26 protein-coding genes and 1 other RNA gene are annotated in these 24,390 nt (G+C 65.8%); 13 read left to right on the forward strand and 14 right to left on the reverse strand.

Annotated features, from left to right (window positions below; translation table 11 throughout):
* Window positions 1-102 precede the first annotated feature (102 nt).
* From ABQY64_RS08035 to ABQY64_RS08050, 4 genes are all read left to right on the forward strand, one after another.
* Window positions 103-576 (forward strand): GFA family protein, encoded by a 474-nt coding sequence (locus ABQY64_RS08035; protein ID WP_349779948.1) that lies wholly within the window; start codon window positions 103-105, stop codon window positions 574-576.
* Window positions 577-825: 249 nt separating this feature from the next.
* Window positions 826-1,578 carry a 23S rRNA (guanosine(2251)-2'-O)-methyltransferase RlmB gene (rlmB, locus tag ABQY64_RS08040; protein ID WP_349779949.1) on the forward strand — a complete coding sequence of 251 codons (753 nt, stop codon included), beginning with the start codon at window positions 826-828 and terminating at the stop codon, window positions 1,576-1,578.
* A 67-nt stretch (window positions 1,579-1,645) separates the two neighbouring features.
* A non-coding RNA gene (locus ABQY64_RS08045) (sX9 sRNA) lies at window positions 1,646-1,721 on the forward strand.
* Between the two features lie 260 nt (window positions 1,722-1,981).
* Window positions 1,982-5,014 carry a diguanylate cyclase domain-containing protein gene (locus tag ABQY64_RS08050; protein ID WP_349779950.1) on the forward strand — a complete coding sequence of 1,011 codons (3,033 nt, stop codon included), beginning with the start codon at window positions 1,982-1,984 and terminating at the stop codon, window positions 5,012-5,014.
* A gap of 201 nt (window positions 5,015-5,215) precedes the next feature.
* On the opposite strand, the gene rnt is transcribed toward ABQY64_RS08050, so the two are convergent.
* The 10 genes from rnt to ABQY64_RS08100 all read right to left on the reverse strand — a co-directional run bounded on the left by rnt (window position 5,216) and on the right by ABQY64_RS08100 (window position 14,423).
* Entirely contained in the window at window positions 5,216-5,863 is a 648-nt protein-coding gene (gene rnt, locus ABQY64_RS08055) for a ribonuclease T (protein WP_102252196.1), read from the reverse strand.
* 137 nt (window positions 5,864-6,000) lie between these two features.
* A complete protein-coding gene (locus ABQY64_RS08060) occupies window positions 6,001-6,399 on the reverse strand; it encodes an RcnB family protein (protein ID WP_039511722.1) in 399 nt (132 codons plus the stop codon).
* A 122-nt stretch (window positions 6,400-6,521) separates the two neighbouring features.
* On the reverse strand, window positions 6,522-7,232 hold the full coding sequence (phoU, locus tag ABQY64_RS08065) for a phosphate signaling complex protein PhoU (RefSeq protein WP_005994733.1): 711 nt from the start codon (window positions 7,230-7,232) through the stop codon (window positions 6,522-6,524).
* A gap of 128 nt (window positions 7,233-7,360) precedes the next feature.
* Entirely contained in the window at window positions 7,361-8,191 is an 831-nt protein-coding gene (gene pstB, locus ABQY64_RS08070) for a phosphate ABC transporter ATP-binding protein PstB (protein ID WP_016902480.1), read from the reverse strand.
* A gap of 22 nt (window positions 8,192-8,213) precedes the next feature.
* Window positions 8,214-9,077, reverse strand: coding sequence for a phosphate ABC transporter permease PstA (gene pstA / locus ABQY64_RS08075; RefSeq protein ID WP_039520545.1), 864 nt, complete (start codon window positions 9,075-9,077; stop codon window positions 8,214-8,216).
* The gene (gene pstC / locus ABQY64_RS08080; RefSeq protein WP_349779951.1) at window positions 9,077-10,051 is read right to left on the reverse strand and encodes a phosphate ABC transporter permease subunit PstC; all 975 of its coding nucleotides are present in this window, start codon (window positions 10,049-10,051) and stop codon (window positions 9,077-9,079) included. Before pstC ends, pstA begins: the two co-directional genes overlap by 1 nt.
* 112 nt (window positions 10,052-10,163) lie before the next feature.
* Window positions 10,164-11,255 (reverse strand): phosphate ABC transporter substrate-binding protein PstS, encoded by a 1,092-nt coding sequence (gene pstS, locus ABQY64_RS08085; protein ID WP_016902478.1) that lies wholly within the window; start codon window positions 11,253-11,255, stop codon window positions 10,164-10,166.
* A gap of 187 nt (window positions 11,256-11,442) precedes the next feature.
* Window positions 11,443-12,462 (reverse strand): phosphate ABC transporter substrate-binding protein PstS, encoded by a 1,020-nt coding sequence (gene pstS, locus ABQY64_RS08090; protein WP_161961418.1) that lies wholly within the window; start codon window positions 12,460-12,462, stop codon window positions 11,443-11,445.
* A gap of 197 nt (window positions 12,463-12,659) precedes the next feature.
* Complete coding sequence (locus tag ABQY64_RS08095; RefSeq protein ID WP_016902476.1) at window positions 12,660-13,910, reverse strand: OprO/OprP family phosphate-selective porin; 1,251 nt, start codon at window positions 13,908-13,910, stop codon at window positions 12,660-12,662.
* A 93-nt stretch (window positions 13,911-14,003) separates the two neighbouring features.
* Entirely contained in the window at window positions 14,004-14,423 is a 420-nt protein-coding gene (locus tag ABQY64_RS08100) for a hypothetical protein (protein ID WP_349780038.1), read from the reverse strand.
* Here ABQY64_RS08100 and ABQY64_RS08105 point away from each other — a divergent pair.
* From ABQY64_RS08105 to ABQY64_RS08115, 3 genes are all read left to right on the forward strand, one after another.
* The gene (locus tag ABQY64_RS08105) at window positions 14,322-14,567 is read left to right on the forward strand and encodes a hypothetical protein (RefSeq protein WP_226427117.1); all 246 of its coding nucleotides are present in this window, start codon (window positions 14,322-14,324) and stop codon (window positions 14,565-14,567) included. The two genes, ABQY64_RS08100 and ABQY64_RS08105, sit on opposite strands and share 102 nt — an antisense overlap.
* Window positions 14,568-14,680: 113 nt before the next feature.
* Window positions 14,681-15,361: a carbonic anhydrase gene (locus ABQY64_RS08110; protein ID WP_016902474.1), complete on the forward strand. Its 681-nt coding sequence runs from the start codon at window positions 14,681-14,683 to the stop codon at window positions 15,359-15,361.
* Window positions 15,362-15,372: 11 nt separating this feature from the next.
* The gene (locus ABQY64_RS08115) at window positions 15,373-16,941 is read left to right on the forward strand and encodes a SulP family inorganic anion transporter (protein ID WP_184627280.1); all 1,569 of its coding nucleotides are present in this window, start codon (window positions 15,373-15,375) and stop codon (window positions 16,939-16,941) included.
* Window positions 16,942-17,147: 206 nt separating this feature from the next.
* Here ABQY64_RS08115 and nth read toward each other — a convergent pair whose 3' ends face one another.
* From nth to ABQY64_RS08130, 3 genes are read right to left on the reverse strand one after another with little or no spacing between them, the layout of a single operon-like run.
* Complete coding sequence (gene nth, locus ABQY64_RS08120) at window positions 17,148-17,858, reverse strand: endonuclease III (RefSeq protein WP_184380054.1); 711 nt, start codon at window positions 17,856-17,858, stop codon at window positions 17,148-17,150.
* Window positions 17,855-18,235 (reverse strand): hypothetical protein, encoded by a 381-nt coding sequence (locus ABQY64_RS08125; RefSeq protein WP_349779952.1) that lies wholly within the window; start codon window positions 18,233-18,235, stop codon window positions 17,855-17,857. The genes nth and ABQY64_RS08125 overlap by 4 nt, the downstream gene beginning before the upstream one ends.
* A 10-nt stretch (window positions 18,236-18,245) precedes the next feature.
* Window positions 18,246-19,028: an enoyl-CoA hydratase-related protein gene (locus ABQY64_RS08130; protein WP_047125604.1), complete on the reverse strand. Its 783-nt coding sequence runs from the start codon at window positions 19,026-19,028 to the stop codon at window positions 18,246-18,248.
* A gap of 163 nt (window positions 19,029-19,191) precedes the next feature.
* Between ABQY64_RS08130 and ABQY64_RS08135 the strand changes: the two genes are divergently transcribed.
* The 4 genes from ABQY64_RS08135 to ABQY64_RS08150 all read left to right on the forward strand — a co-directional run bounded on the left by ABQY64_RS08135 (window position 19,192) and on the right by ABQY64_RS08150 (window position 22,719).
* Window positions 19,192-19,890: an FKBP-type peptidyl-prolyl cis-trans isomerase N-terminal domain-containing protein gene (locus ABQY64_RS08135; protein ID WP_016902469.1), complete on the forward strand. Its 699-nt coding sequence runs from the start codon at window positions 19,192-19,194 to the stop codon at window positions 19,888-19,890.
* Between the two features lie 120 nt (window positions 19,891-20,010).
* Window positions 20,011-20,808, forward strand: coding sequence for a CoA pyrophosphatase (locus ABQY64_RS08140; protein ID WP_349779953.1), 798 nt, complete (start codon window positions 20,011-20,013; stop codon window positions 20,806-20,808).
* Entirely contained in the window at window positions 20,805-21,677 is an 873-nt protein-coding gene (locus tag ABQY64_RS08145; RefSeq protein ID WP_349779954.1) for a sulfurtransferase, read from the forward strand. Before ABQY64_RS08140 ends, ABQY64_RS08145 begins: the two co-directional genes overlap by 4 nt.
* 88 nt (window positions 21,678-21,765) lie before the next feature.
* Complete coding sequence (locus ABQY64_RS08150; RefSeq protein ID WP_349779955.1) at window positions 21,766-22,719, forward strand: DUF1684 domain-containing protein; 954 nt, start codon at window positions 21,766-21,768, stop codon at window positions 22,717-22,719.
* 54 nt (window positions 22,720-22,773) lie between these two features.
* Here ABQY64_RS08150 and ABQY64_RS08155 read toward each other — a convergent pair whose 3' ends face one another.
* Window positions 22,774-23,349, reverse strand: coding sequence for an N-acetylmuramoyl-L-alanine amidase (locus ABQY64_RS08155; protein WP_104600694.1), 576 nt, complete (start codon window positions 23,347-23,349; stop codon window positions 22,774-22,776).
* A gap of 23 nt (window positions 23,350-23,372) precedes the next feature.
* On the opposite strand from ABQY64_RS08155, the gene ABQY64_RS08160 reads away from it, so the two are divergent.
* Both ABQY64_RS08160 and ABQY64_RS08165 read left to right on the forward strand, forming a co-directional pair.
* On the forward strand, window positions 23,373-23,864 hold the full coding sequence (locus ABQY64_RS08160; RefSeq protein ID WP_349779956.1) for an MOSC domain-containing protein: 492 nt from the start codon (window positions 23,373-23,375) through the stop codon (window positions 23,862-23,864).
* Window positions 23,861-24,388, forward strand: a complete 528-nt coding sequence (locus ABQY64_RS08165; RefSeq protein WP_349779957.1) for a YqiA/YcfP family alpha/beta fold hydrolase — start codon at window positions 23,861-23,863, stop codon at window positions 24,386-24,388. The genes ABQY64_RS08160 and ABQY64_RS08165 overlap by 4 nt, the downstream gene beginning before the upstream one ends.
* Window positions 24,389-24,390 lie beyond the last annotated feature (2 nt).

Consider the following 24,390-nt stretch of genomic DNA (forward strand, 5'->3'; position numbering starts at 1 on the left):
GGCTCGCGATGCGTACGGACCGCCCGATATTGAGCTGCAGGTCGTTGCGGGCAGACGCTCGTAACGCGCGCTGGGTGCCCACTTCCAAGGCTTGAGGCGACGATGGACGCAGCAATCGAGTACAGCGGTGGCTGCCAATGCGGTGCCCTGCGTTTCCACGTGCGCGGCAGGCTGACGGACGCCTCGATCTGCCATTGCCGCATGTGTCAAAAGGCCTTCGGTGCCTACTACGCGCCGTTGGTTTCGGTGCGCGGTACCGAGTTCAGCTGGACCCGCGGCGAGCCGAAGCGCTTCACCTCTTCATCGTTGGTGTCGCGTGGCTTCTGCGCCGAATGTGGAACGCCGCTGACCTATGAAGCGCCCGATGGCCTGGCGATTGCTGCCGGTGCGTTCGATACGCCCGAGCGGCTGCCTCCGGCAATCCAGTACGGGGTGGAGCGCAAGCTGCCCTTCGTCGATGCATTGGCCGGTCTGCCGGCGCGCACCACCGAGGACGATGTCGCCGCATTGGCGTTTCTGGCCGATGTGGTGTCAAGGCAGCATCCGGATCACGATACCGCGCAGTGGCCAGTGTGAGTCCGCGCCCGCAGGCGTGAATGCCTACCGCAGAGGGGGCGCGACAGCGGGTGCGTGCAGGTGCCGGCACCATCACGACGGCGCGAGCGCCATCTTCGATCCCCGCAATTGGCCGTACAGCGTGCTGAAGTTCTGGCTGTGGCCCAGGAACAACGCGATCTCCGTGCTGGCAGCGCCGTCTGCGCTCCGGCCGTGACGTGGCAGGCCGCAGGCCCTACCATTCCCCTTTATCTCTTCGTATCCGGCGCAATGAGCAGCAAGCAGAATCAGTGGATCGTCGGCGTCAACGCCGTCGCCTCGTCCGTCGAGAACGACGCAGACAACGTGCGCGAGGTCTTGATCGAGGCCGGCAGCAAGAATCCGCGCCTGATCGAAATCGAAGAGCAGGCCCGCCGCAAGGGCATCGACGTGCGCCGGGTCAACACCCAGGCACTCGATGGCGTCGGTGGGCAGGTGCGCCACCAGGGCGTGGTCGCGCGTTATGCCGCATCGCGGCTGTGGGCCGAAAACGAGCTCGAAGCGCTGGTGACCGCAGCCGAGGGACGTGCCTTGCTGCTGATCCTCGATGGCGTGCAGGACCCGCACAATCTCGGTGCATGCCTGCGCAGCGCGGCCGCGGCCGGCGTCACTGCGGTGGTCATTCCCAAGGACAAGTCGGCCACCGTCAACGCGACCGTGCGCAAGACCTCGGCCGGTGCGGCCGACCGTATTCCGGTGGTCGCGGTGACCAATCTGGCGCGTTGCCTGCGCGATCTGCAGAAGCAGGGCGTGTGGCTATATGGCCTGGCCGGCGAAGCCGAGGCGTCGCTGTACAGCGTGGACCTGCGCGGCAACGTCGGGCTGGTGCTCGGCGGCGAGGCCGACGGCCTGCGTCGTCTCACCCGCGAGCATTGCGATGGCCTGGTCAAGATCCCGATGCCGGGCGATATCGAAAGCCTCAATGTGTCGGTGGCCGCCGGCGTGACCCTGTTCGAAGCGGTACGCCAGCGCCTGGGCGCCTGAAGCGGCGACCGAAACGACTGCGCTCACCGCCAGGTGAGCGCGGGAGCGGCCGATGCCCTGACTCGGCATGCACCACCCGTGCACTGCGCTTGCTGCGCGTCGTCCGCATCCAGCTGGCGACTGTTCGCCCTGTGTTGCCAACCACTCTGCATCGCACGTGTGTGCCAATGGCGAACCGCGCAGATCGATCGGCATGGCGAGATCGCGCGTGCGGCGCGGTTCGATCCGCGCACCCACGCAGCAGCCGATCTGCGCAAACCATGGCGCCGGTGCACTTGCCGCTGCAGTCTCTGGAGCGCAGGTAGCGCGCTGCATATGACTTTCGCCCAGGCATGCGGAGATCCACCGGCGCGCGTGCCCGTTTTTGCCTACCATATCGGCAGCGAACGGCGTGTTATGTCTGATGAGAGATGGGGCGGGGGCCTGGTCGACGGGCGAGAACGGATGCGATGCCAAGGCGTCGGCACGGGGAGACAAGCGGCCGCAGCGCTGGCTCGGTGCCGTTGTCTGCATGCTGCTGGCGCTGTGCTCGCTCGCGGCACTGGCTGCACCGGCCGGCACGGCGCCACTGCGCGACTACGCGATCGACAGCTGGAGCTCGCGTAACGGCCTGCCGCACAACTCCTTGCGCGATATCGCCCAGACCCGCGATGGCTACCTGTGGTTCGCCACCTGGGAAGGCCTGGTGCGTTACAACGGCCTGGAATTCGGCATCATCGACCGCAGCACGCGTCCCGGCCTGCCCGACAACGGCGTCGGCGCCTTGTACGTCGACCACGACGGGGCGCTGTGGCTCAGCGATGCGCGCGGCAATCTGGTGCGGCACGGCAGCGACGGGCAGTGGCGGCACTGGCAGCGGCAGGGACAGTGGCCGCAGGCGCTGATCCATGCAATGACCATGGATGCGCACGGCCGCATGTGGTTGCTGTTCGAGGGCCACGGGCTGGGCTGCCTGTGGCCGGATGGGCGCTTCGAGTATTTTCCGCCGCGCGATGGCGTGCCGCTGCAGAGCAGCTTTCCGCGCATGGCGTTCGACGACCAGGGCCGGCTGCTGATCGGCACGCTGGACGGCCTGATCTACCGCGAACCGGACGGGCGCATGCATCGCGCCCCGGCCGCGTTCGGCCTGCCGGCGGGGCTGGCGTGGCCATACCGCGCGCCGGACGGCACGCTGTGGGTCGTCGCCGGCGAGCAGCTGTATCGGTTGCGGGGCGAGACTGCCGAGCTGGTGCGGCGGGTGCCCGGGCAGGGCCATTTCACCGCGATGCTGCAGGACCACCATGGCGACCTGTGGCTGGGCAGCGAAAATCAGGGGCTGCTGCGCATCGGCAGTCATGGAGTGGAGCATCTGCCGGCTGGTCGCAGCCTGCCGACCGGGCGCATCGTCAGCCTGCGCGAGGATGCCGAAGGCAGCATCTGGGTCGGCGCCAACGGCGGGCTGTTTCGGCTGCGCGAAACCCTGTTCAGCAGTTATAGCCAACGCGATGGGCTGAGCGGCGACTACGCCCGCGCGGTGCTGGAAGACCGCGACGGCAGCCTGTGGATCGCCAGCACCGCCGGCCTGGATCGCATGCTGCCGGACGGGCGCATCGTGCCGGTGGCGGTGGCCACGCCATCCGGGCGCAAGCTCTCGGTGCTCAGCCTGGCGCTGGATCGGCACGGCGATCTGTGGGTGGGCACCTATGCCGATGGCGTCTTCGTGCTGCGCGACGGACGCCTGCTGCGGCATTACGGCGACGCCGAGGGCATTCCCAGCGGGCATATCCGCGCCATCGTGATCGAAGACTCCGGCGTGGTGTGGCTGGCCACGCAGCGCGGCGTGGTGAAGCTGGTGAACGGCAAGCGGGTGCCCCTGGCCGTCGACGGCCTGCCCGATGGCGTGGTGACCGCGCTGGCCAGCATCAATGGTGCGCTGTGGATCGGCTCGGTCGACGGCGCGGCGGTACTGCGCGAGGGAAAACTGCAGCAATTGAATCTGGAGGCGCTGGGCGGTGCGCGGAGCGTGTTCGGTTTTCAGCGCATCGGTGACGCTGTCTGGATCTCGACCGATCGCGGCCTGTACCGGGTGCGCAACGGCAGGCTCGCACGCGTGGGTCTGGAGCAGGGCATGCCGGTCGATACGGTGTTCCAGCTGGTCGGCGACCGGTTCGGCAATGCCTGGATCAGCAGCAATCGCGGCGTGTTGCGCACGCAACTCACGCAGCTCAACGCGGTTGCCGATGGACGCGGCCGGCTGGTCATCGAACGCTATGGCGAGATCGACGGCATGGGCAACGCGCAGGCCAACGGCAGCTCCGGGCCGAGCATGATCGCGCGTGCCGATGGATCGATCTGGGTGGTTACCGCCGGCGGCGTGAGTACGGTCGACCCGGCGCGCCTGCAGCGCTTTCGCGAGCGGCGCGCGCCGCCTGCGGTGATCGAGAGCGTGCAGCAGGACGCACGTCCGCTGACATGGCGACAGCAGGCACGCCTGCCGGGCGGGCACCGCCTGAACGTGTCCTACGTCGGCATGAGCTTTCTGCTGCCGGAGCGGATCGAATACCGCACGCGCCTGGAAGGCCTGGACAACGACTGGACCGAGCGTGGCCGGCAACGCAGCGTGGAATTCATCGGCCTGCCGCCGGGGCGCTACCGTCTGCATGTGGCGGCCCGTCACCCGGGCGGTGCCTGGAGTCCGCACGAGGCGGTGTGGGCGTTCGAGGTGCTGCCGCTGTGGTGGCAGCGCCAGGACGTGCGCCTTGCCGCGGTGCTGGGTGCGATTTTATTGCTGGCGCTGGTGTACCGATTCCTGTTGCGCCGCTACAAGACCCATAACGCACGCCTGGCCGAACTGGTGCGCAAACGCACCGAAGATCTGCAGCTGCAGGCACAGCGCTTGCTGCAGGCCAACCAGGAAAAGAGCGAGCTGCTGACGCGGCTGCGCATCAAGTCGGATGTGTTCGAGCGCCAGGCGCACGAAGACGCCCTGACCGGGCTGCCCAACCGCCGGCATTTCGACGAGGCGCTGGCGCGCGACATCAGCCGCGCACGCCGCAGCGCGCGCCCGTTGGTGCTGGCGATTCTGGATATCGACCATTTCAAGCGCATCAACGACCACTATTCGCATGCCAGTGGCGATGCGGTGCTGCACGAAGTCGGCGTGCTGCTGACCGCCGCCGCGCGCGCGTCGGACCTGCCGGCACGCCTGGGCGGCGAAGAGTTCGCCCTGCTGCTGGCCGACACGACGCTGGAGGATGCGCAGGCGCTGTGCCAGCGCATCCGCGAGCTGTTCCACGCGCGCCACGGCTGGGGCGGCGTGGAAGGCCTACAGGTGACCTTCAGTGCCGGCGTGGCCAAGTTGCGCGACGACGACACCGGCTCATCGCTGATGCAACGCGCCGACCAGGCGCTGTACCAAGCCAAGAGCGCGGGGCGCGATCGCATCTGTGTGGGTTAGGTGCGGGGATTGGGGAATCAGGAATCGGGAATCGCAGAGCCAAGGTGCCTGGCGCTTTCCTTCTCCTGCGGGAGAAGGTGCCCGAAGGGCGGAGGAGGGTAAGGGCACACGCAGTGGCGCCGCCAACTGCTGATGTCTCAAGCAGGGAGCCCCGCTGCTTTTTAACGATTCCCCAATCCCGATTCCCGATTCCCGGCTCGCTCAGCCCGCGCCAGGCCCCGGCCAGGCATTGGCGATCGTGCAGAACAGCCGCGCGGTCTGCTCGGTGTCGTAGACCGCGCTATGCGCATCGGCGGCGTTCCACTCCAGGCCTGCGGCTTGTGCCGCGCGCGCCAGCACGGTCTGCCCGTAGGCCACGCCGGCCAGGGTCACGGTGTCGAACACACTGAACGGATGGAACGGATTGCGTTTGTGGCCCACACGCGCAACCGCGGCGTTGAGGAAGTTCAGATCGAAATGCGCGTTGTGGCCGACCAGGATCGCGCGCTGGCAGCCGTACTTCTTCACTGCCGCACGCACCGGTGCGAACACATGGTCCAGCGCGTCCTTTTCCTGCTTGGCGAAGCGGAACGGGTGGTCGAGCACGATGCCGGTGATCTCCAGCGACTTCGGGTCGATCTCCAGTCCTGGCGCCGGCACCAGATGGGCACTGGCGGTGTCGCCGGGGAAAAACCGCCCGTCGGCATCCATTTCGATCGGCACACAGGCAATTTCCAGCAGGGCGTGCTTGTTCCAGTCGAAACCTCCCGTTTCCACATCCACCACCACGGGCAGGTAGCCGCGGAAGCGCCGCGACATGGGCAGGAAGGAGGGGGCAGGCTGCAGGTCGACCGGTTCGTTCATCGGCATAGCCTAGCAGGTCGCACGGCCGGCCCGATCGTGGCAGCTGGCGGCCTGCCCGCGTGTACTGAGCGGCGATCCGGCAAACAAAAGCCCGACCCGTGTTGCCACGGATCGGGCCCGGAAGCTGTGCTACACCGCTGGCGTCAGCGGGCGGCGACCACGCTTGCGATCAGCCCGGTGGCCACCGCAATTAGCACGTAGTTGTTGTCCACGCGGCGCCACTCGTGCCCGCGCTGCGGCGTGTTCAAGTGATGCTTGCGGTAGTCGGTTACCCGTATGCCGCGATGGTCGGGTGCCAGGCGCTCGCCACGCCGATACGGCGGGCCGCGACGATCGTTGCGGTGGTCGTCGTTGTGCGCGCTGGGGCGGTGGTCACGCTTGTCATCGTGCCTGTCGTCGCGATGATCGTCGCGGCGGTCCGGACCACGCGCGTCGTGGTGCTGCGCGCCGCGGTCGCGGTCGTCATGCTGTTGCGGCGCGGCGAACGCTGCGCCGGACGTCAACAGCGACACAACCATGAGGGATCCGATGATGCGTTTCATCTGCCTACTCCTGCGTCACAGGAACAGCCTGTGCGAGTTGACCGTAGGCATTTGGAGCTGAATACGTAATGAAATAAGGCGTTGCGACCTGTGCCGGCAGATGCCGCCGGCACTTGTTGCGATCAGATGACGCCGGTGGTGCTGGTGTCGTCGCGCTTCAGGCGCGGCGGCAGCGGCTGTTCGCCATGGACCAGGAACCACACGTTCTCGGCGATGTTGGTGGCGTGGTCGCCAATGCGCTCCAGGTTCTTGGCCATGAACAGCAGGTGCGTGCAGGGAGTGATGTTGCGCGGGTCTTCCATCATGTAGGTCAGCAGCTCGCGGAACAGCGCGGTGTATTGCGCATCCAGGCGTGCATCTTCGTCGCGCACGCGGATGGCCGCATCGGCATCCTTGTTGCGGTACGCCTGCACCGCTTCGCGCACTGCATCGGCGGCCATCTGGCCGAGCGCACGCAGGCCCACCGTCTGCGGCAGCGGCGGTGCGGAATTGAGCGCGATCGAGCGCTTGGCGACATTGGCCGCGTAATCGCCGATGCGTTCGATATCGGCCGGAATACGCAGGCCGGCCAGAATCTCGCGCAGGTCGCGCGCCATCGGCCCACGCAACGCCAGCCGCATCACGTCGTGGCTGATCGCATGCTCCAGCGCATCGATCGCCTCGTCGTTGACCACGATGCGATGCGCGGCGTTGTCGTCGCGACGCTCCACCACATCCAGTGCGGCTTCCAGCTGCGCCACCGCCGTGTCGCCCATGCGCACGATCTCAGCGACAAGACGGTGCTGCTCCTCGTCGTAGCTTTTGACGATATGGTCGTTGAGGTGCTGGTTCATCGTGATCTCGATTCGTGGCGGTGGTGGATGTCCGCCGTAACCCCGGCGACATCGCAGGTGATGCAAATGTCGTGCCGGGCAGTGCGGCGGAGCTGCGTCAATGCGGCGTTGTGATGGCCCGCCTTACATCAACCGAAGCGGCCGGTGATGTAGTCCTCGGTCTGCTGCTTGGACGGCTGGGAGAAAATCGTTTCGGTGCGGTCATGCTCGATCAGGTCGCCCAGGTACATGAAGGCGGTGTAGTCGGAGACACGTGCCGCCTGCTGCATGTTGTGGGTCACGATCACGATGGTGTATTCGCGTTTGAGTTCTTCCACCAGCTGCTCGATACGGCTGGTGGAAATCGGATCCAGCGCCGAGGTCGGTTCGTCCAGCAGCAACACGTCCGGGCGTAGCGCCACTGCGCGTGCGATGCACAGCCGCTGCTGCTGGCCGCCGGACAGGCCCAGCGCGCTTTGCCCCAGCTTGTCCTTGACCTCGTCCCACAGCGCGCCCTGGCGCAGCGCCTGCTCGACCCGGTTCTGCATGTCGGCCTTGGACAGTTTTTCGTGGTGGCGGATGCCGTAGGCGACGTTTTCGAAGATCGTCATCGGAAACGGCACCGGCTTCTGGAACACCATGCCGACCTTGCTGCGCAGCCGGTTCATCGGGTACTTCGGCGACAGGATGTTTTCGTTGTCCAGCAGCACTTCGCCGCGCGCTTCCATCTTCGGATACAGCGCATAGATGCGGTTGAAGATGCGCAGCAGGGTGGACTTGCCGCAACCCGACGGCCCGATCAGCGCGGTGACGCGCTTTTCCGGGATCTCGATGTTGATGCCCTTGAGCGCGTGGTACTTGTCGTAATAGAAGTCCAGATTGCGTGCGGCCACTTTCACCGGCGCCTGCGCGGCCGGTGCTCCCTTGGCGGCCGGAACGGCGATGCGATGCATCGGCATGGCGTTTTGGAGATCGTTCATGTCGGGTGTCCGGAGGGAGATGTCAGTCATTGGAAATCTTGTTGCGCAATAGCAGGGCGCGCGCGCCCAGGCTCACCAGCAGCACGAACACGGTCAGCACCAGCGCGCCGGACCAGGCCAGGGTCTGCCAGGTCTCGTACGGGCTGCCGGCGAACTGATTCATGATCACCGGCACGCTGGCCATCGGCTGGAACACGTTGCTGTTCCAGTACTGATTGCCAAAGGCGGTGAACAGCAACGGCGCGGTCTCGCCGCTGATGCGGGCCAGGGCCAGCAGGATGCCGGTGAGGATGCCGGCCGATGCGGCGCGATACAGCACCTGCACGGTGACCTTCCATTGCGGGATACCCAGCGACAACGCCGCTTCGCGCATCTGCGCCGGCACCAGGCGCAGCATTTCATCGGTGGTGCGCACCACCACCGGCAGCACGATGAAGGCCAGCGACAGCGCGCCGGCAAACGCGGAGAAGCGCCCACCGGTCTGCATCACGTACAGCGTGTAGACGAACAACCCCAGCACGATCGACGGTGCCGACAACAAGATGTCGTTGACAAAGCGCACCACCAACCCGGCCTTGCGTGCATTGCCGTATTCGGCCAGCCAGGTGCCGGCGGCAATGCCCAGTGGCGTGCCGATCGCCAGCGCCAGGCCGCACATCACCGCACTGCCGAAGAAGGCATTGAGCAGGCCGCCTTCCTGCATCGGCGGCGGTGTCATCTTGGTAAACAGGTTGACGTCGATGCCTGGCACGCCCTTGGACAACAAGGTCCACAGGATCCAGCCCAGGAAGAACAGGCCGAACACCGCGGTGACGCAGGACAGCAACAGTGCGATCGCGTTGGTCACGCGGCGGCGGTTGTACAACGATTGCGAGACCGAGGACATCAGTTGCCCTCCCGACGCGACAGCTGCATCAGCATGAAGCGCGCAATCGCCAGCACGATAAAGGTCACGATGAACAAGACAAAGCCCAGCAGCAGCAATGCCGAGCGATAGGTTTCGGTGGCCTCGCCGAAGTCATTGGCGATCAGCGCGGCGATGGTGGTGCCGGGCTCCAGCAGCGACGGCGACAGCCGCACCGTGTTGCCGACCACGAACGCCACTGCCATGGTTTCGCCCAGCGCACGGCCCAGGCCCAGGAACACGCCGCCGATCACCGCAGAGCGGGTGTAGGGCAGCACGATGTCCCAGCTGACTTCCCACTTGGTCGACCCCAGCGCGTACGCCGATTCCTTCAGGCGCGTCGGCACGGTCAGGAACACCTCGCGCATCACCGAGGAGATGAACGGAATCACCATGATCGCCAGCACGAAGCCTGCGGTCAGCAACCCGATTCCCAACGGCGGGCCCTGGAACAACGGGCCGATCAACGGCAGCGTGCCCAGGTGATCGTTGAGCCAGGGCGTCACGTGCTCGGTCATCACCGGCACCAGCACGAACAAGCCCCACATGCCATAGATGATCGACGGGATGCCGGCCAGCAGTTCGATGGCGGTGCCGACCGGGCCGCGCAGCCAGCGCGGCGCCACCTCGGTGAGGAAGAACGCGATACCGAAACTCACCGGCACCGCAATCACCATCGCAACCAAGGCGGTGACCAGGGTGCCGTAGATCGGCGCCAGCGCGCCGTATTTGTTTTCCACCGGATTCCAGTCGGCGGAATAGAAAAAGCTCAGGCCCTGCATCTGCAAGGCATGGCGCCCGCCCCACAGCATCGACAGCGCGGCGCTGCCGAGCGCCAACAGGACGAAGACGACCGTGGCGGCCAGCGCAAGCTTGAACAGGCGATCGGCACGTGCATCGCGCAGGTCGCGGCCGCGCGGGGCGGTCATCGCTTCGGGAATGGCGGTGGCATTCATTCGATTGGACTCGTCACCCGCGCACTGGCGGGAGCGTGAGACAGCAGGAACGGCGAGGCACCCGCAGGCACCTCACCGCAGCGCAGCCCGCCATCACAGCGGGTGCAGGGCATCACTTGAACTCGCTGGCCCAGTAGGCCTGGATCTGCTTGACCAGTTCCGGCGGCAGCGGCACGTAATGCAGTTCGCTGGCCTGGGCCTGGCCGTTGTCCAGCGCCCACTTGAAGAAGTCCAGCGTCGCCTTGCTGCGCGCCGCATCCTTGGGCTGCTTGTGCATCAGCATGAAGTTGGTCGCGGTGATCGGCCAGGCCTTCTCACCCGGTGCGTTGGTGATCACCAGGTTGAAATCCTTGGCGTTGGCCCAGTCGGCGCTGGCGGCAGCGGCGGCAAAGCTTTCCGCATTCGGCTCCACCCACTGGCCGGCCGCATTCTGCAGCGAGGCGTAGGGCATCTTGTTCTGCAGTGCGTAGGCCAGTTCGACATAACCGATCGAACCCTTGATCTGCTGCACGTACGAGGCCACGCCTTCATTGCCCTTGCCGCCGACGCCACCCGGCCACTGCACCGAGGTGCCTTCGCCGACCTTGCTCTTCCACTCCGGGCTGACCTTGGACAGGTAGTTGGAGAAGTTGAAGGTGGTGCCCGAACCGTCGGAGCGATGCACCAGGTTGATCTTGGTCGCCGGCAGGGTCACGCCCGGATTGGCCGCGACGATCGCCGCGTCGTTCCACATCGTGACCTTGCCCAGGAAGATGTCGCCCAGCAGCGCGCCGGTCAGGCGCAGCTTGCCCGGTGCGATGCCTTCCAGGTTCACCACCGGCACCACGCCGCCGATCGCCGACGGGAACTGGCCCAGGCCGGCCTGCTGCAGTTCGGCGCTGTCCAGCGGCTTGTCGGTAGAACCGAAGTCCACCGTGCCGGCCTTGATCTGCGCGATACCGCCGCCGGAGCCGATCGACTGGTAGTTCACCTTGTTGCCGGTGGCGGCGTTGTAGTCAGCCGACCACTTGGAGACCAGCGGATAGATGAAGGACGCACCGGCGCCGGAGATCTCGGCGCTCTTGCTGTCGCCAGCGGTGGCACCTGCGGCGGTGGCACCCTTGGCGGTGTCGCCGGACTGCGCATCCTTGCCGGGCGAGCAGGCGGCCAGGGCGAGGGCGATGGTGAGGGACAGGGCGGTCAGGCTGGCCGACTGCAGTTTCATGGAAGCTCCGAGGCTGGGTTGGCCGGGGGACCCGGCAGACCACGCTATGAAATGATGTTTTTGTTACACGTGCATGACAGTGCCTTTTGGAGAAGGCATCACAAAAAAGACGCGACCCCGTGGGGGCCGCGTCCCGGTGCCGACGCCGGGGAGAGAGACGGCGTCGTTCCTGTCGCTGTGGCTGGGGTTACTTGGGCAGGTTCTTGGCCCAGTAGCCTTCGATCTGGGTCACCAGGCTGTCCGGCAGCGGCACGTAGTCCAGCTGCTTGGCCTGCGCATCGCCCTTGCTGTAGACCCAGCGGAAGAACTCCAGCGTGTTCTTGAGGCCGGCCGGATTCTTGGGCTTCTTCTGCACCAGGATGAAGTTGGTGGCGGTGATCGGCCAGGCGTTGTCGCCGGAGGCGTTGGTCATCACCAGGTAGAAGTCCTTGCTGTTGCCCCAGTCGGCGCTGTTGGCGGCGGCTGCAAAGGTCTCGTCGGACGGCTGCACGAACTTGCCGGCGGCGTTCTTCATCGCGGTGTAGGCCATCTTGTTCTGCAGCGCATACGACAGCTCGACGTAGCCGATGCCGCCCTTGATCTGCTTCACGTACGCGGCCACGCCCTCGTTGCCCTTGCCGCCGATGCCGGTCGGCCACTGCACCGCGGTGCCTTCGCCGACCTTGCCCTTCCAGTCCGGGTTGACCTTGGACAGGTAGTTGGTGAAGTTGAAGCTGGTGCCCGAACCGTCGGAGCGATGCACCACGGTGATCTTGCCGTCGGGCAGCTTCACGCCCGGGTTGAGCGCGGCAATCGCCGGGTCGTTCCAGGTGCTGACCTTGCCCAGGAAAATGTCGCCCAGGGTCTTGCCGTCCAGCTTCAGCGCGCCTGCCGCCACGCCGGGCACGTTGACCACCGGCACCACGCCGCCGATCACCGACGGGAATTGCGCCAGGCCGGCCGCGGCCAGTTCTTCCGGCTTGAGCGGCGCATCGGACGAGCCGAAATCCACGCTGGCTGCCTTGATCTGGGCGATGCCGCCGCCCGAACCGATCGATTGATAGTTGACCTGCTTCTTGGTGGCCGCGTTGTAGTCGGCCGACCACTTGGACATCACCGGGTAGATGAACGACGCACCGGCGCCGGTGACATCGGCGGCCTGGGCGCACAAGGCCAGCGAGGCGGTGAGCACGCCGACGGCCAGACGGGTCTTCAGAGAGTGGATCACGGAACAGCTCCTGTAGCGAAGGGATGAGGACGTCCCGCGGTCGTGCCATTGCAGGGCAGGGGCATGACTGCGCGATGTCCGGGAGATGACATGCATATGACGGCGTTGCGGTGGGGCGCGTTGCCGGGTCGGATCAGGATGGTTGCCGCCGTGGCGCGCTCACGGGAGCGCAGCACGGCGGCCGATCCAGCGCGCACTTACCAATAGAACTGAGCACGTGCCTCGATGATCGACGGGTTGTCGTCGACCAGGCCACGCGTGGCGCTGTTGTAGCGGGTGCTTTCCACCTTCGCGTAGTCGAGTGCGAACTTGAAGTTGGAGCGCCAGTACCAGTTGGCACCGATCGTCCACACGTCCATCTTGCCGCCCAGCACGCCGTCCACGAACGGGGTGGTGCCGTTGGAGACCAGGTGGCCGTCGTTGAGGTCCAGGGTGTCGTAGCGCACCGCCAGCTGCCACATCCCCGAGGCCGGCGCGTTCGGCAGCGGGGTGGTCGGCACGCCGGCCTTGTAGCCCCAGGTCTCGCCGGTGATGTTCCAGACGCCGCTGACGTACCAGCCGTCACTCTTGTAATCGTTGGCGTTGTTGCCGATGCGCTTGGCGTTTTCCTGGAAGAACTCGCTCTGCAGCTTGAACGGGCCGGTGATCCACATCGCCTCGGCGCCGGCCACACCCACGCTGTCCACGTTGGTGATGGCGCCGCTGTCGATCAGGCGCACCGTGGTCAGGTCGGCGTCCGGGCGTGCGCGCAGGCGCAAGGTGTCGTCGTCGGTGTCATAACCCAGGTAGCTCAGACCGAAGTGCAGCACGTTGCCGCTCTCGTTGATCGGCGCCCAGGTGCCGCGCGCGCCGTAGCCACTGCCGTGTGCCTGGTTGCGGGTCAGTTCGCGGCCGAATGCACTGGCGGTGATGCTCCAGTCGTTGTCGCCCATGCCGTAGGCCACGCCCAGCCGGCGCGAGATGCCGTAGGTGTTGGTCACTGCGGCCTTGGAGACGAAGTCGTTGTTCTTGGTGCTGGACAGCTCTTCCAGGCTGTTGGGCTGCTTGAACTGGCCGACCTGCAGGTAATTGTTGGCGTTGCCGGCGAACTTGTACTTGATGTTGTTGTCGAGGAAACGCCCGGTGCTACGGATAGTGGTGCCGCGGATGGTGACTTCCTTCAGCACGCTCGGGTCGTAACCGGCCACCCATTCGAAATTGCCCGGGCCCTTGCCCTTGAGCACCAGCTCGGCACGGCGGATGCTGAACTCGGAATTGTCGCCATTGGCACCGATCGGGCCATTGAGGTCCTGCACATCGTTGTGGAACCAGTTGCCGTCGGCCTGGACCAGGCCTTCGAGCGACATCTCCGAGCCGCCGATCACGTCGATGGCGATTTCGGCGTGCGCAGCGGGTGCGGCCAGCGCCAGCAGCAGGGCGGAGCCAAGCAGGGTGGGAGAAAGTTTCATATGTGCCTTGCGACCTGAGAAAGTGAGCGCAGGCTATGGCGTGAAAGTTGCGTTAATGTGACAACTTCGAATCGCATTGCAATCTGATTTTTGTCAACAAAGACAAAGATTTACGTGTGTTTGTTTTTTGTCATCGTGTGTCATGAGTCTGAACGGACCGCGTCGTATGACAGATGTGACAGTGGCGCAGTTCACCGTTTCAGCGAGCTCAAGCTTATTGCGACCTGAACCGACCAAGTGGAACTGTGGCGTATCAAGCGCTTTGTGCGTCGCACCACTTGCACAGGCGCGTTCTAAATTGTTAGTTTCGAGGCCATGTTTCCTCGATTCCTCCAATTGCTGTTGGTCTGCTTGCTCGCGCTTACTGCGTGGTCGGCGGCCGATGCACACAGCCGCATCCACGATGCGCTTGTGGGCGATGGCGTGGCGGTAATGGCGGATGCTGGCGAAGAACGTGACGCAGCCGATGATCTGCAGGGCGACGGGGACGCACAGACCCAGGTCGATACCCATTCTGCAGACGATATCCCCTTGCTCTCCCAGGCATGGCCGGTGGTCGCACGTTATTTCCCCTCCTGGTACGCGCATTACGCGCCGGCAACTCAAAAACGCGACCTGATCCCGCAACTGCGTCCTCCCAACGCAGTGCGCGCCTGATCCTTCGTTAGTCGCGTCAACCGGTGCAGCGCACCGGCTTCCTTTGATTTGTTCGTCTTTGCACTTCGCGGTTTGCGCCGCGGATGGCCATTCGTTGCCTAGAGGTATCTCCCATGGAAAGTTTGCTAGAAGGTTTTCGTCATTTCCGTAAGGAAGTGTATCCGCGCCAGAGTGCGCGCTTTCAGGAATTGGCCGGCGGCCAGAGTCCGCATACGTTGTTCATCACGTGCGCCGATTCGCGTGTCATGCCGGAGCTGATCTTCTCCGCACAGCCGGGCGAATTGTTCGTCTATCGCAACATCGGCAATGTGGTGCCGCCTTACTCCCAGCACGTCAGCGGCGTGGTTGCGGCGATCGAATACGCCATCGCCGTGCTAGGCGTGCGGCACATCGTGATCTGCGGTCATACCGACTGCGGCGCAATGAAGGCGGTGCTCAAGCCGGAATCGCTGGAAGACGTGCCGTCCGTGGCGGCCTGGCTCAAGCACACCGATGCAGCGCGTCACGTCACTGCCCATCACGGGCACGATCCGCACAGCCAGGAAGCGCTGAGCTGCATGACCGAAGAGAACGTGGTCTCGCAGCTGGACCATCTGCGTACGCAGCCGGTGGTCGCCGCGCGTCTGGCGGCCGGCACCTTGCGCATCCACGGCTGGATCTATGACATCGCCCATGGCGAGATCCGCGCCTTCGATGCCGAGAAGGGTGGCTTCCGTCCGCTGTTGGCGGACAACACCCCCGAAGCCACCCCACGTCCGCGACTGCAGCAAGTCGTGCGCGCTGAACTCGCCTGACGGAGCACATCATGAACACATCAGGTATCGGCGGATATTTCCGCCAGGGACTGTTCGGACGTGATTTGTTGTCGTCTGTCGTGGTCTTCCTCGTCGCGCTCCCGTTGTGTATGGGCATTGCGATCGCTTCCGGCATGCCGCCGGCCGCAGGCCTGATCACCGGCATCATCGGTGGGCTGGTCGTCGGCTTCCTGGCGGGCTCTCCTCTGCAGGTGAGCGGACCGGCCGCCGGCCTGGCTGTGTTGGTGTTCGAACTGGTTCGCGAGCACGGCATTGCCGCCCTCGGTCCGGTGATCCTGCTGGCCGGTGCGATTCAGTTGATTGCCGGCCTGTGCCGCGCAGGCGTGTGGTTCCGGATGACGTCGCCGGCCGTGGTGGCCGGCATGTTGTCGGGTATCGGCATCCTGATCGTGGCCTCGCAGGCGCATGTGCTGATGGACGCCGCTCCCAAGGCGCGCGGTCTAGAAAACTTCGCTGCATTGCCGGCCGTGGTGTGGCAGGCGATCAGCGAAGGGACCGGCCGCACCGCGTTGTTCGTGGGCCTGGCCACCATCGGCATCATCCTGGCCTGGGACAAGCTGCGTCCGCAGCGTCTGCGCTTTCTGCCGGGTGCGTTGATCGCGGTGGTGGTGGTCACGGCGACGGTGCAGTTGCAGGGCCTGAACGTCAACAAGGTCGATGTGCCGACCAATCTGTTCTCGGCGATCAGCATCCCCAGCGTGGCGGACATCTTCGGCGTGTTCAATGCGACCTTGCTGGTGTCGGCGGTGACCTTTGCCTTCATCGCCAGCGCAGAGACCTTGCTGTCGGCGGCGGCGGTGGATCGCATGCATCAGGGTGCGCGTACGCAGTACGACCGCGAGCTGGCGGCGCAGGGTGTGGGCAATATGCTGTGCGGCTTCCTGGGCGCATTGCCGATGACCGGCGTGATCGTGCGTAGCGCGGCCAATGTGCAGGCCGGTGCGGCCACGCGCATGTCCACGGTGCTGCATGGCGGCTGGTTGCTGGTGTTCGCGATGCTGCTGCCATGGCTGTTGCGGATGACGCCGGTGGCGTGTCTGGCCGGCATCCTGGTCTACACCGGCGTGAAGATGATCAAGATCGGGCAGGTCAAGGAGCTGGCGACCTATGGTCGCGGCACCGCGGCGATCTACCTGGCGACCACCTTCGCGATCGTGGCGACCGACCTGCTGACCGGCGTGCTGATCGGCTTCGGCCTGTCGTTGTTCCGTCTGGCCCTGCATTCTTCGCGCCTGAAGGTGGACGTGCGTGAGCACGAGCACAAGAAGGACGAGATGCATCTGACCCTGCAGGGCTCGGCGACGTTCCTGAAGGTGCCGGCGATGGCGCGTACGCTGGAAAGCGTGCCGCCGAACACCGCACTGCACCTGGACGTGGCCAAGCTGCATCACGTTGACCACGCCTGCATCGAGTTGCTGCGCGACTGGAGCCGGAATGCGGCCTCGCGCGGCTGCGAGCTGGTGGTGGACTGGAACGAGCTGGATCGACGCGTGGAAGGCCAGCCGACGGTGGAAAGCGCGCTGGTCGAACAGCGCGTGGAGCAAGCCAAGGCGGCGTAGACCTGCTGCAGACGCCCGGCGCTCGCGCCGGGTGACATCTATCGTGACCGGGTGATGCATGGCGCCGCAAGACGCATCATCCCGGTCGCGATTTTTTTTGGGCGGGGATTGGGGAGTCGGGATTTGGGATTCGTAAAGGCACACGTAGGCTTTGCCAGCGTGATTGCTTGGCGTTGGTTTTGCGGGTTGGTTGCTGTGACGGCTGGTTAGCCTTTTGCTGTTGTCGGCCTTTCGGCGGGTGCGGGGGTCTTGTCGCGGTAGCGGCATAGGTCGTGGATCACGCAGCCTGGGCAATCGGGTTTGCGTGCCTTGCAGACGTAGCGGCCATGCAGGATGAGCCAGTGGTGTGCGTCGTGCAGGAATTCGGCCGGAATGACCTTGACCAGCTTGTCCTCGACCACGCGCACGTCCTTGCCCGGTGCAAGACCGGTGCGGTTGGCGACGCGGAAGATATGCGTATCCACCGCCATGGTGGGCTCGCCGAACGCGGTGTTGAGCACGACGTTGGCGGTCTTGCGGCCGACGCCGGGTAAGGCCTCCAGTGCAGCGCGATCGTGCGGCACCTCGCCGCCGTATTGCTCCAGCAGGATCCTGCAGGTGGCAATGACGTTCTTGGCCTTGGCGTTGAACAGGCCAATCGTGGCGATGTAGCGCTTCAGGCCTTCTTCGCCCAGATCGAGAATGTCGCGCGGGGTATTGGCCACCGGGTACAGCTTGCGGGTGGCCTTGTTGACGCCGACATCGGTGGCTTGTGCCGACAGCAGCACCGCGATCAGCAACTCGAACGGCGTGGTGTATTCCAGTTCGGTGGTCGGGTGCGGATTGAGCTCGCGCAAGCGCGCGAACATCTCCTGTATTTCGGGCTTGCGCATGCTGCTGCCGCGCCGTGCAGGCGCGGTGACGTGGATCGCGTTCATGGTTGTACTCCACCAGCGGCCTTGGCCTTGGCGCGCGCCAGGATGGCCGCAGCCAGCGGCGGTAATGCGGCGGCCGCCGGTTGGCTGGGCGCCGCTGCCGGCGTCCGGCGTGCATCGCGTTCGGCAGCGCGACGTTGCAGGCGCGCAGCGCGTGCACGGTAGCGGTCGCGTGCTGCCCAGGCATCGCGCAGCCGTTGTTGTGCGGCCAGCAGCACCGCGCTCAGTTGCGGGCAGGCCGGATCCAGCAGGTCGTCGCGTGGATCGGGCCGGTACTCCATCAGGCCCAGTGCCAACGCACGATCGAGATCGTCGGCGTGGACGCAGTCGAACAGCTGCAGGGCCAGTGGACGTGGTGCCGGTGTGGGGTCGAACGTCATGGCAGGCCGATCAGCGATTGAGAAAGTGCGCGGGGCGTTTTTCGAGAAAGGCGCCGGTGCCTTCGCGCATGTCGTCGCTGGCGAACAACAGCGCAAATTGCGCGGTTTCCAGCTGCAGGCCTTCTTCGATGGCGCATTCGCCACCGAACACCACCGCATCCAGGATGCCGCGCAGCGCGAGCGGTGCGGCAGCGGCCAGGCGTTGTGCCAGGGCGAGGGTTTCGTCCTGCAGTGCCTCCGGCTCGACCACGCGATTGACCAGACCCAACTGGAACGCGCGCGCGGCATCGATCGGCAGGCCGAGCAGGCACAGTTCCAGCGCCGCTGCTCGTCCGGTCAGACGCAACAGCCGTTGCGTGCCGCCGAAACCGGGGATCAGGCCGAGATTGATTTCCGGCTGCCCCAGGCGCGCACTGGATGCGGCGATGCGCAGATGGCAGGCCATCGCCAGCTCCAGCCCGCCGCCGAGTGCAAAGCCATTGACCATGGCGATCACCGGCTTGGGCATGCGCTCGATCCGGCGCATCAGCTGCTGGCCGAGCAGCGAGAACTCGCGGCCCTGCATCGCCGACAGATCGCGCATTTCGGCGATGTCCGCGCCGGCGACAAACGCCTTGGGGCCGGCGCCGGTCAGTATCACCACGCGGATGTCGTCCGCGCTCGCTGCCTCGGCGAAGGCATGATCCAGCGCGTGCAGCGTTTCCTGGTTCAAGGCGTTCAGTTTGTCCGGTCGATTGACCGTGATCGTCCGTACACTGGCGTGGTCGGCGATCAGAATGACGTGATTGGACATGGAAATCCTTACGAACGTAAAAAATTAGTAAATACGGAACTTCCGAAAGCCTTGCTGGTCATAGCTTTCGTGATAAGTAGCGGTTCGCTATCGCGGCCGCTATCCTAGCGCGTCATCTCAGGCGGCAGACCCGTCCTGTGCCACCACCCTGGAGAATTGTTTGATGAAGTTGCGTTCTATCGCGGTCGCTGTGGCGGCCCTGGCCCTGACGGGCAATGCACTGGCCCAGGACACGACGTCCGAGAAGGGCAAGTTGAGCTACTACTTCGGCTATGACTACGGCAACAACCTTGCCGAGCTCACCGGCCGCGGCGAGCAGCTCGACATCAACTCGGTGGTAAAGGGTCTGCAGGACGCCTATGCCAAGAAGCAGCCGGCGATCACCGCCGACCAGCTGAAGCCGGCTGTCGAAGCGTTCCAGAAGCGTGAGCAGGGCCGTGCCCAGCAGGCCAAGGCCGAATACGACAAGGCCGCCGCTGCCAACAAGACCAAGAGCGACCAGTTCCTGGCCAAGAACAAGGGCACCGCTGGCGTGCAGACGTTGCCGAGCGGCGTGCAGTACCGCGTGATCGAAGCCGGCAAGGGCGCCAAGCCGACCCAGGCCAGCACCGTGCAGCTGGAAGTGGCCGGTCCGTTCCCGTTCGGCGACCGCGAGAAGGCCCGTCCTGCGCAGCAGATCCCGGCCATCAAGGTCAGCGAAGTCGAAATGCAGGCCATGCGCGACACGCTGCTGCAGATGCCGGCCGGCTCGAAGTGGGAAGTGACCCTGCCGCCGGAGAAGGCCTACGGTGCCGACCCGCGTACCCCGTTCCCGCCGAACGTGGCCGTGCAGTTCGAGATCAAGCTGGTCAGCGTCAAGTAATTGCGTTTGCTGTTGCTGTGACAACGCCGGCCACCAGGCCGGCGTTGTCGTTTGGGTCCACCGGACAGGCGCGACAGGATGGACGGACGGCGGGAGGATGCGGTGCGGCGGGAGCCAGCGATGAGCGACACGGAATCGAACCGCAGTGGCCTGCCCAGCCCGTGTATCGGTGTATGTTCATTGGACGCGCAGGCGCACTGTGTCGGCTGCCTGCGCAGCCTGGATGAAATTGCACGCTGGATGAGCATGAGCGACGGCGAACGTCAGGAATATCTGCACACGGTTCTGCCCGCGCGCGCGTTGGCGGCGCGGCTGCCCGAATGTGCGCAGCTGCAGCGTGCGTTGTATGCGCTGGACACCGCTCCCGACGGGCCGGGCTGGAATCATACCGAATTGATCGACCTGACCGAAGGCGGCGCGTCTGCGGAGGCCGCGGTGCTGTGCGGTCTGGTGCCGCGCGCGCAGGGCACCATGGTGCTGCTGACCCGGCGCACCGACAGCCTGCGTCACCATGCCGGACAGGTCAGTTTTCCCGGTGGCCGGGTCGAGCCGTCGGATGCGGATGCGGCCGCTGCGGCCTTGCGCGAGAGCTGCGAGGAAATCGCGCTCGGTGCCGGCCAGGTGCATGCGCTGGGATATCTGGATCCGTTTCTGACCGTGAGCGGGTTTCGCGTCATCCCGGTGGTGGCGGTGATCGACCCGGCGTTTGTGGCGGTGCCGCAGCCGGATGAAGTGGCCGAGGTGTTCGAGGTGCCGTTGGCCTATCTGATGGACCCCGACAATCTGCGCAGCGTGGAGCTGGAGTTTCGCGGCCGGCCACGCCGCGTGCTGGAATACGACTGGCCCGGCCACCGCATCTGGGGCGCCACCGCGGCCATTCTTCTCAATCTTCGTCGTCGTCTGGAGCAGGTTGCATGAGTGCGGAACCCCACTGGACCACGCTGGTCGACAGCGCCACGTTGGCCGCGGCATTGCCGCATCCGCAGTTGCGACTGCTGGACGCGCGCGCTGCGCCACCGACTGCGCCCGACCCGGATGCAGCGCGCAAGGCCTATGCACAGGGGCATCTGCCAGGCGCGCACTACGCCGATCTCGACGAGGATCTGGCCGATCTGTCGCAGCCGGCGCAAGGGCGGCATCCGCTGCCGACCAGCGCGGCATTTGCCAGGCGGCTGGGCGAGTGGGGGATCGACCCCGACAGCCAGGTGGTGATCTACGACGCCGCCGACGGCAGCATGGCCGCGGCGCGGGCATGGTGGATGCTGCGGTTGCTGGGGCATCGCCGCGTGGCGGTGCTCGATGGCGGGCTGGCCGCCTGGCGCGCGGCGGGGTTGCCGGAGAGCACCGAGCCGCCGGCACTGCACGATGGCGCGGCGTACCCGGGCAGCTTCGATGGCGATGCCGTGGTCGAGGCCGGGCAGATCCTGGCGCAGCTGGATCAGGCGCCGGGCTGGTTGCTGGATGCGCGCGCCGCCGAGCGGTTTCGCGGCGAGGTGGAACCGGTCGATCCGGTGGCCGGGCATGTGCCCGGTGCGGTGAGTCGTCCGTTGGGCGTGAGCCTGCGCGACGGGCGTTTCAAGCCTGCAGAGGAACTGCGCAGCGAGTTGTCAGCGCTGCTGGGCGCGTATCGTCCTGAGCAGGCAGTGGTGATGTGCGGCTCGGGCGTGACCGCCTGCCATCTGCTGCTGGCGCTGGAAGTGGCCGGCTTGTCGGGCGCGCGCGTTTACGCCGGCTCCTGGAGCGGTTGGTTGCAGGATGCGACACATCCGGTCGCGACCGGCCCCTGATTGCAGGCACAATGGCGGCAGGAACGGTGACCTGTGGGGACGCAGGTTCGCTGCGCGGAGCGCAGTTTCTCGCAGTGCTGGGTGACTCATGCGGTTGCAGTTGCAGGTCGGCGCGCTGTGCGTCGCGATGCTGTCGATGGCTGCCTGTTCGGCAGGGTCGACCGCCGACGCCAACGGTGCGCGCATCGCCGGTCGTGGACAGAGCGACCGCCATGCGGTGTATCAGGTCGAACTCGAACGTGCACGCGCCGAGCGCTTGCAGCGCTTGCGTGCGCCCGACGGCTGGCTGAGCTACACCGGCTCCGGGCGTGTGCGTGCAGGCCGTTACCAGGTGGGCAGCGATCCGCGCAGCGATCTGGTGTTGCCGGCCGGTCCTGCGCAACTGGGGCAGCTGACGCTGGATGGCGACGGCCGCGTGCACTTCGACGCCGCCGCCAATGTACCGGTGTACTTGAACGGGCAGCGCGTCGATCGCGTACGCCTGGAGCCGGAGCGCGCAGGGCAGCGGGGTGATCGCCTGGATGTGGAAGGGCGGCAGTTCTATCTGGTGCAGACCGGCAGCTTGTTCGGCTGGCGTTTCCGCGACCCGGCAGCGCCGCTGCTGAGCCATTTCGCCGGGCTGGAATATTTTCCGACCGATCCGCACTGGCGCATCCAGGCGCGCTGGCAGGCGTATCCCACCCCGCGCACGACCACATTGCTGACGTCGATCGGTACACCGCTCACCGTCGAGGTGCCGGGCGAGGCGGTGTTCTCGCGCAATGGCCAGGAGTACCGCTTGCAGCCGATCGTCAGCGACGACGGGCAGGGCCTGTTCTTCCTGTTCGCCGATCGCACCAGCGGCAAGGAAAGTTATGGCGGCGCGCGTTATCTCTACACCGCGCCGCCACACGATGGCCGGCTCGTGCTCGACTTCAATCTGGCCGAAAATCCGCCCTGCGCGTTGACGCCGCATGTGGTCTGCCCGATCGCATCGCCGGAAAATCGCCTGGATCTGGCGGTGAATGCAGGCGAGAAGACCTACCGCGCAGCCGAGCGCTGAGCGCTGCGCCAGCCAAGGCAGAATGCTGTTTCGATAGGCTGGCGTGCACTGCTGCTAGCGCGGCGTATGCGACCAGCTGACCGCCGCTTCGATCTGCGGCCACGGAAACAGCGGGCCGGGATCGAGCTTGCGCTGGATCTTGCGCGACGGGTCGTCGCTGGCCGCTTCCTGGGTGGTGTCCAGTGCCTGGTGGCCGGCAATGCGGCGTACCGACGGCAACTGTTGTTGCAGCCATTGCAGCAGCGTGATCAGTGCGTTGATCTGCACCTGCGGGTACGGTTCGCTCATGCACTGATGGCGCGAGTCCAGCCAGTGCGGATAACGGCCGCTGTTGACCAGTTCGATGCCTAGCGTATGCGGGTTGTGGCCGCGCACATGATGCGCGACGCGCTCCAGCGCAACGTACTGCTGGATGCTGCCGTTGCGGTCGATGTAGTAATGCCCGCTGTTGCCGGTGCCGCTGTCGTAGAGCACGCGTTCGCCGTATTCGCGCGCCATTGCCATGTCGGGCAATTCGGTGCAATGGATGACCACCATGTCGATCTGCGTGAGCGCGCGTCGCGCCAGCCGCGATTCGTAGGACAACGGCGCGTAGGTGATCGGTGGCGACGGCAGGACGGCATCGGACATGGGGCGGATGCTAGCATTCGACGATGGCTTTGAATCCCGACAGCCCTTTGGGCAAATTGATGGCAACCCTGCCGCAGACCGGCCAGGTGATCTGGATCGGCGTGCGCCCGGCGCGCGACGTGGACATGATCGAGGTGGACGCGGCGCAGGCCACCACCGGCATCGGCCTGGTCGGCGACCGCTACAAGGGCGGCAGCGGCAAGCGTGGCGTGACCCTGATCCAGGCCGAACATCTGCCTGTGATCGCAGCGCTGGCCGGTCATACAGCAATTGCGCCGGCCACCTTGCGCCGCAACCTGGTGGTGTCCGGTATCCCGCTGATCGCATTGAAGGGGCGGCGCTTTCGCATCGGCGATGTCGAGCTGGAAGGCACCGACCCCTGCGATCCGTGCTCGCGCATGGAAGATGCGCTGGGCGCGGGTGGCTATAACGCCATGCGCGGCCATGGCGGCTTGTGCGCGCGCATCCTGCGTGGCGGCGTGCTGCGCATCGGCGATACGGTGCAGGCGCTATGAGCCGCGGTCATTGCATCCTGTCGCACGGCTTCGAGAGCGGCCCGGATGCGCTGAAGGTCACCGCCCTGGCCGATGTCGCCGGGCAGCTGGGCTGGAGCCACGAGCGCCCGGACTACACCGATCTGGATGCACGCCGCGATGTCAGTTCGCTCGGCGACGTGCAGGGCCGGCTGCAACGCCTGCTGGAGATCGCGCGGGCGGCGGCCGACAAGGGCCCGCTGGTGCTGGTCGGTTCCAGCCTGGGCTCGTACATCGCCGCGCAGGTGTCGTTGCAGGTGCCCACGCGCGGGCTGTTCCTGATGGTGCCGCCGACCCGGATGGGGCCGTTGCCGGCACTGGAAGCGGCGCGCGTGCCGATTTCCATCGTGCATGCCTGGCGCGATGAATTGATTCCGGCCGGCGAGGTGATCGCCTGGGCGCAGGCGCGGCGTGCGCGCTTGCTGCTGGTCGACGACGAACACCGGCTGGCGTCGCATGTGGATGCGTCGGCGCGCGCCTTCGCCGAATTGTTGCAGAGCCTGTGATG

This window comes from Xanthomonas sp. WHRI 7065 (genome assembly GCF_040203115.2).
Classification (GTDB): Bacteria; Pseudomonadota; Gammaproteobacteria; order Xanthomonadales; family Xanthomonadaceae; genus Xanthomonas; species Xanthomonas arboricola.

What these genes read in the sequence shown, in the direction of transcription:
- ABQY64_RS08035 (WP_349779948.1), top strand. Translation starts at nt 103, where the DNA reads ATGGACGCAGCAATCGAGTACAGCGGTGGCTGCCAATGCGGTGCCCTG.
- rlmB (WP_349779949.1), top strand. Translation starts at nt 826, where the DNA reads ATGAGCAGCAAGCAGAATCAGTGGATCGTCGGCGTCAACGCCGTCGCC.
- ABQY64_RS08050 (WP_349779950.1), top strand. Translation starts at nt 1,982, where the DNA reads ATGAGAGATGGGGCGGGGGCCTGGTCGACGGGCGAGAACGGATGCGAT.
- rnt (WP_102252196.1), bottom strand. Translation starts at nt 5,863, where the DNA reads ATGCCGATGAACGAACCGGTCGACCTGCAGCCTGCCCCCTCCTTCCTG.
- ABQY64_RS08060 (WP_039511722.1), bottom strand. Translation starts at nt 6,399, where the DNA reads ATGAAACGCATCATCGGATCCCTCATGGTTGTGTCGCTGTTGACGTCC.
- phoU (WP_005994733.1), bottom strand. Translation starts at nt 7,232, where the DNA reads ATGAACCAGCACCTCAACGACCATATCGTCAAAAGCTACGACGAGGAG.
- pstB (WP_016902480.1), bottom strand. Translation starts at nt 8,191, where the DNA reads ATGAACGATCTCCAAAACGCCATGCCGATGCATCGCATCGCCGTTCCG.
- pstA (WP_039520545.1), bottom strand. Translation starts at nt 9,077, where the DNA reads ATGTCCTCGGTCTCGCAATCGTTGTACAACCGCCGCCGCGTGACCAAC.
- pstC (WP_349779951.1), bottom strand. Translation starts at nt 10,051, where the DNA reads ATGAATGCCACCGCCATTCCCGAAGCGATGACCGCCCCGCGCGGCCGC.
- pstS (WP_016902478.1), bottom strand. Translation starts at nt 11,255, where the DNA reads ATGAAACTGCAGTCGGCCAGCCTGACCGCCCTGTCCCTCACCATCGCC.
- ABQY64_RS08095 (WP_016902476.1), bottom strand. Translation starts at nt 13,910, where the DNA reads ATGAAACTTTCTCCCACCCTGCTTGGCTCCGCCCTGCTGCTGGCGCTG.
- ABQY64_RS08100 (WP_349780038.1), bottom strand. Translation starts at nt 14,423, where the DNA reads ATGGGTATCGACCTGGGTCTGTGCGTCCCCGTCGCCCTGCAGATCATC.
- ABQY64_RS08110 (WP_016902474.1), top strand. Translation starts at nt 14,681, where the DNA reads ATGGAAAGTTTGCTAGAAGGTTTTCGTCATTTCCGTAAGGAAGTGTAT.
- ABQY64_RS08115 (WP_184627280.1), top strand. Translation starts at nt 15,373, where the DNA reads ATGAACACATCAGGTATCGGCGGATATTTCCGCCAGGGACTGTTCGGA.
- nth (WP_184380054.1), bottom strand. Translation starts at nt 17,858, where the DNA reads ATGAACGCGATCCACGTCACCGCGCCTGCACGGCGCGGCAGCAGCATG.
- ABQY64_RS08125 (WP_349779952.1), bottom strand. Translation starts at nt 18,235, where the DNA reads ATGACGTTCGACCCCACACCGGCACCACGTCCACTGGCCCTGCAGCTG.
- ABQY64_RS08130 (WP_047125604.1), bottom strand. Translation starts at nt 19,028, where the DNA reads ATGTCCAATCACGTCATTCTGATCGCCGACCACGCCAGTGTACGGACG.
- ABQY64_RS08135 (WP_016902469.1), top strand. Translation starts at nt 19,192, where the DNA reads ATGAAGTTGCGTTCTATCGCGGTCGCTGTGGCGGCCCTGGCCCTGACG.
- ABQY64_RS08140 (WP_349779953.1), top strand. Translation starts at nt 20,011, where the DNA reads ATGAGCGACACGGAATCGAACCGCAGTGGCCTGCCCAGCCCGTGTATC.
- ABQY64_RS08145 (WP_349779954.1), top strand. Translation starts at nt 20,805, where the DNA reads ATGAGTGCGGAACCCCACTGGACCACGCTGGTCGACAGCGCCACGTTG.
- ABQY64_RS08150 (WP_349779955.1), top strand. Translation starts at nt 21,766, where the DNA reads ATGCGGTTGCAGTTGCAGGTCGGCGCGCTGTGCGTCGCGATGCTGTCG.
- ABQY64_RS08155 (WP_104600694.1), bottom strand. Translation starts at nt 23,349, where the DNA reads ATGTCCGATGCCGTCCTGCCGTCGCCACCGATCACCTACGCGCCGTTG.
- ABQY64_RS08160 (WP_349779956.1), top strand. Translation starts at nt 23,373, where the DNA reads ATGGCTTTGAATCCCGACAGCCCTTTGGGCAAATTGATGGCAACCCTG.
- ABQY64_RS08165 (WP_349779957.1), top strand. Translation starts at nt 23,861, where the DNA reads ATGAGCCGCGGTCATTGCATCCTGTCGCACGGCTTCGAGAGCGGCCCG.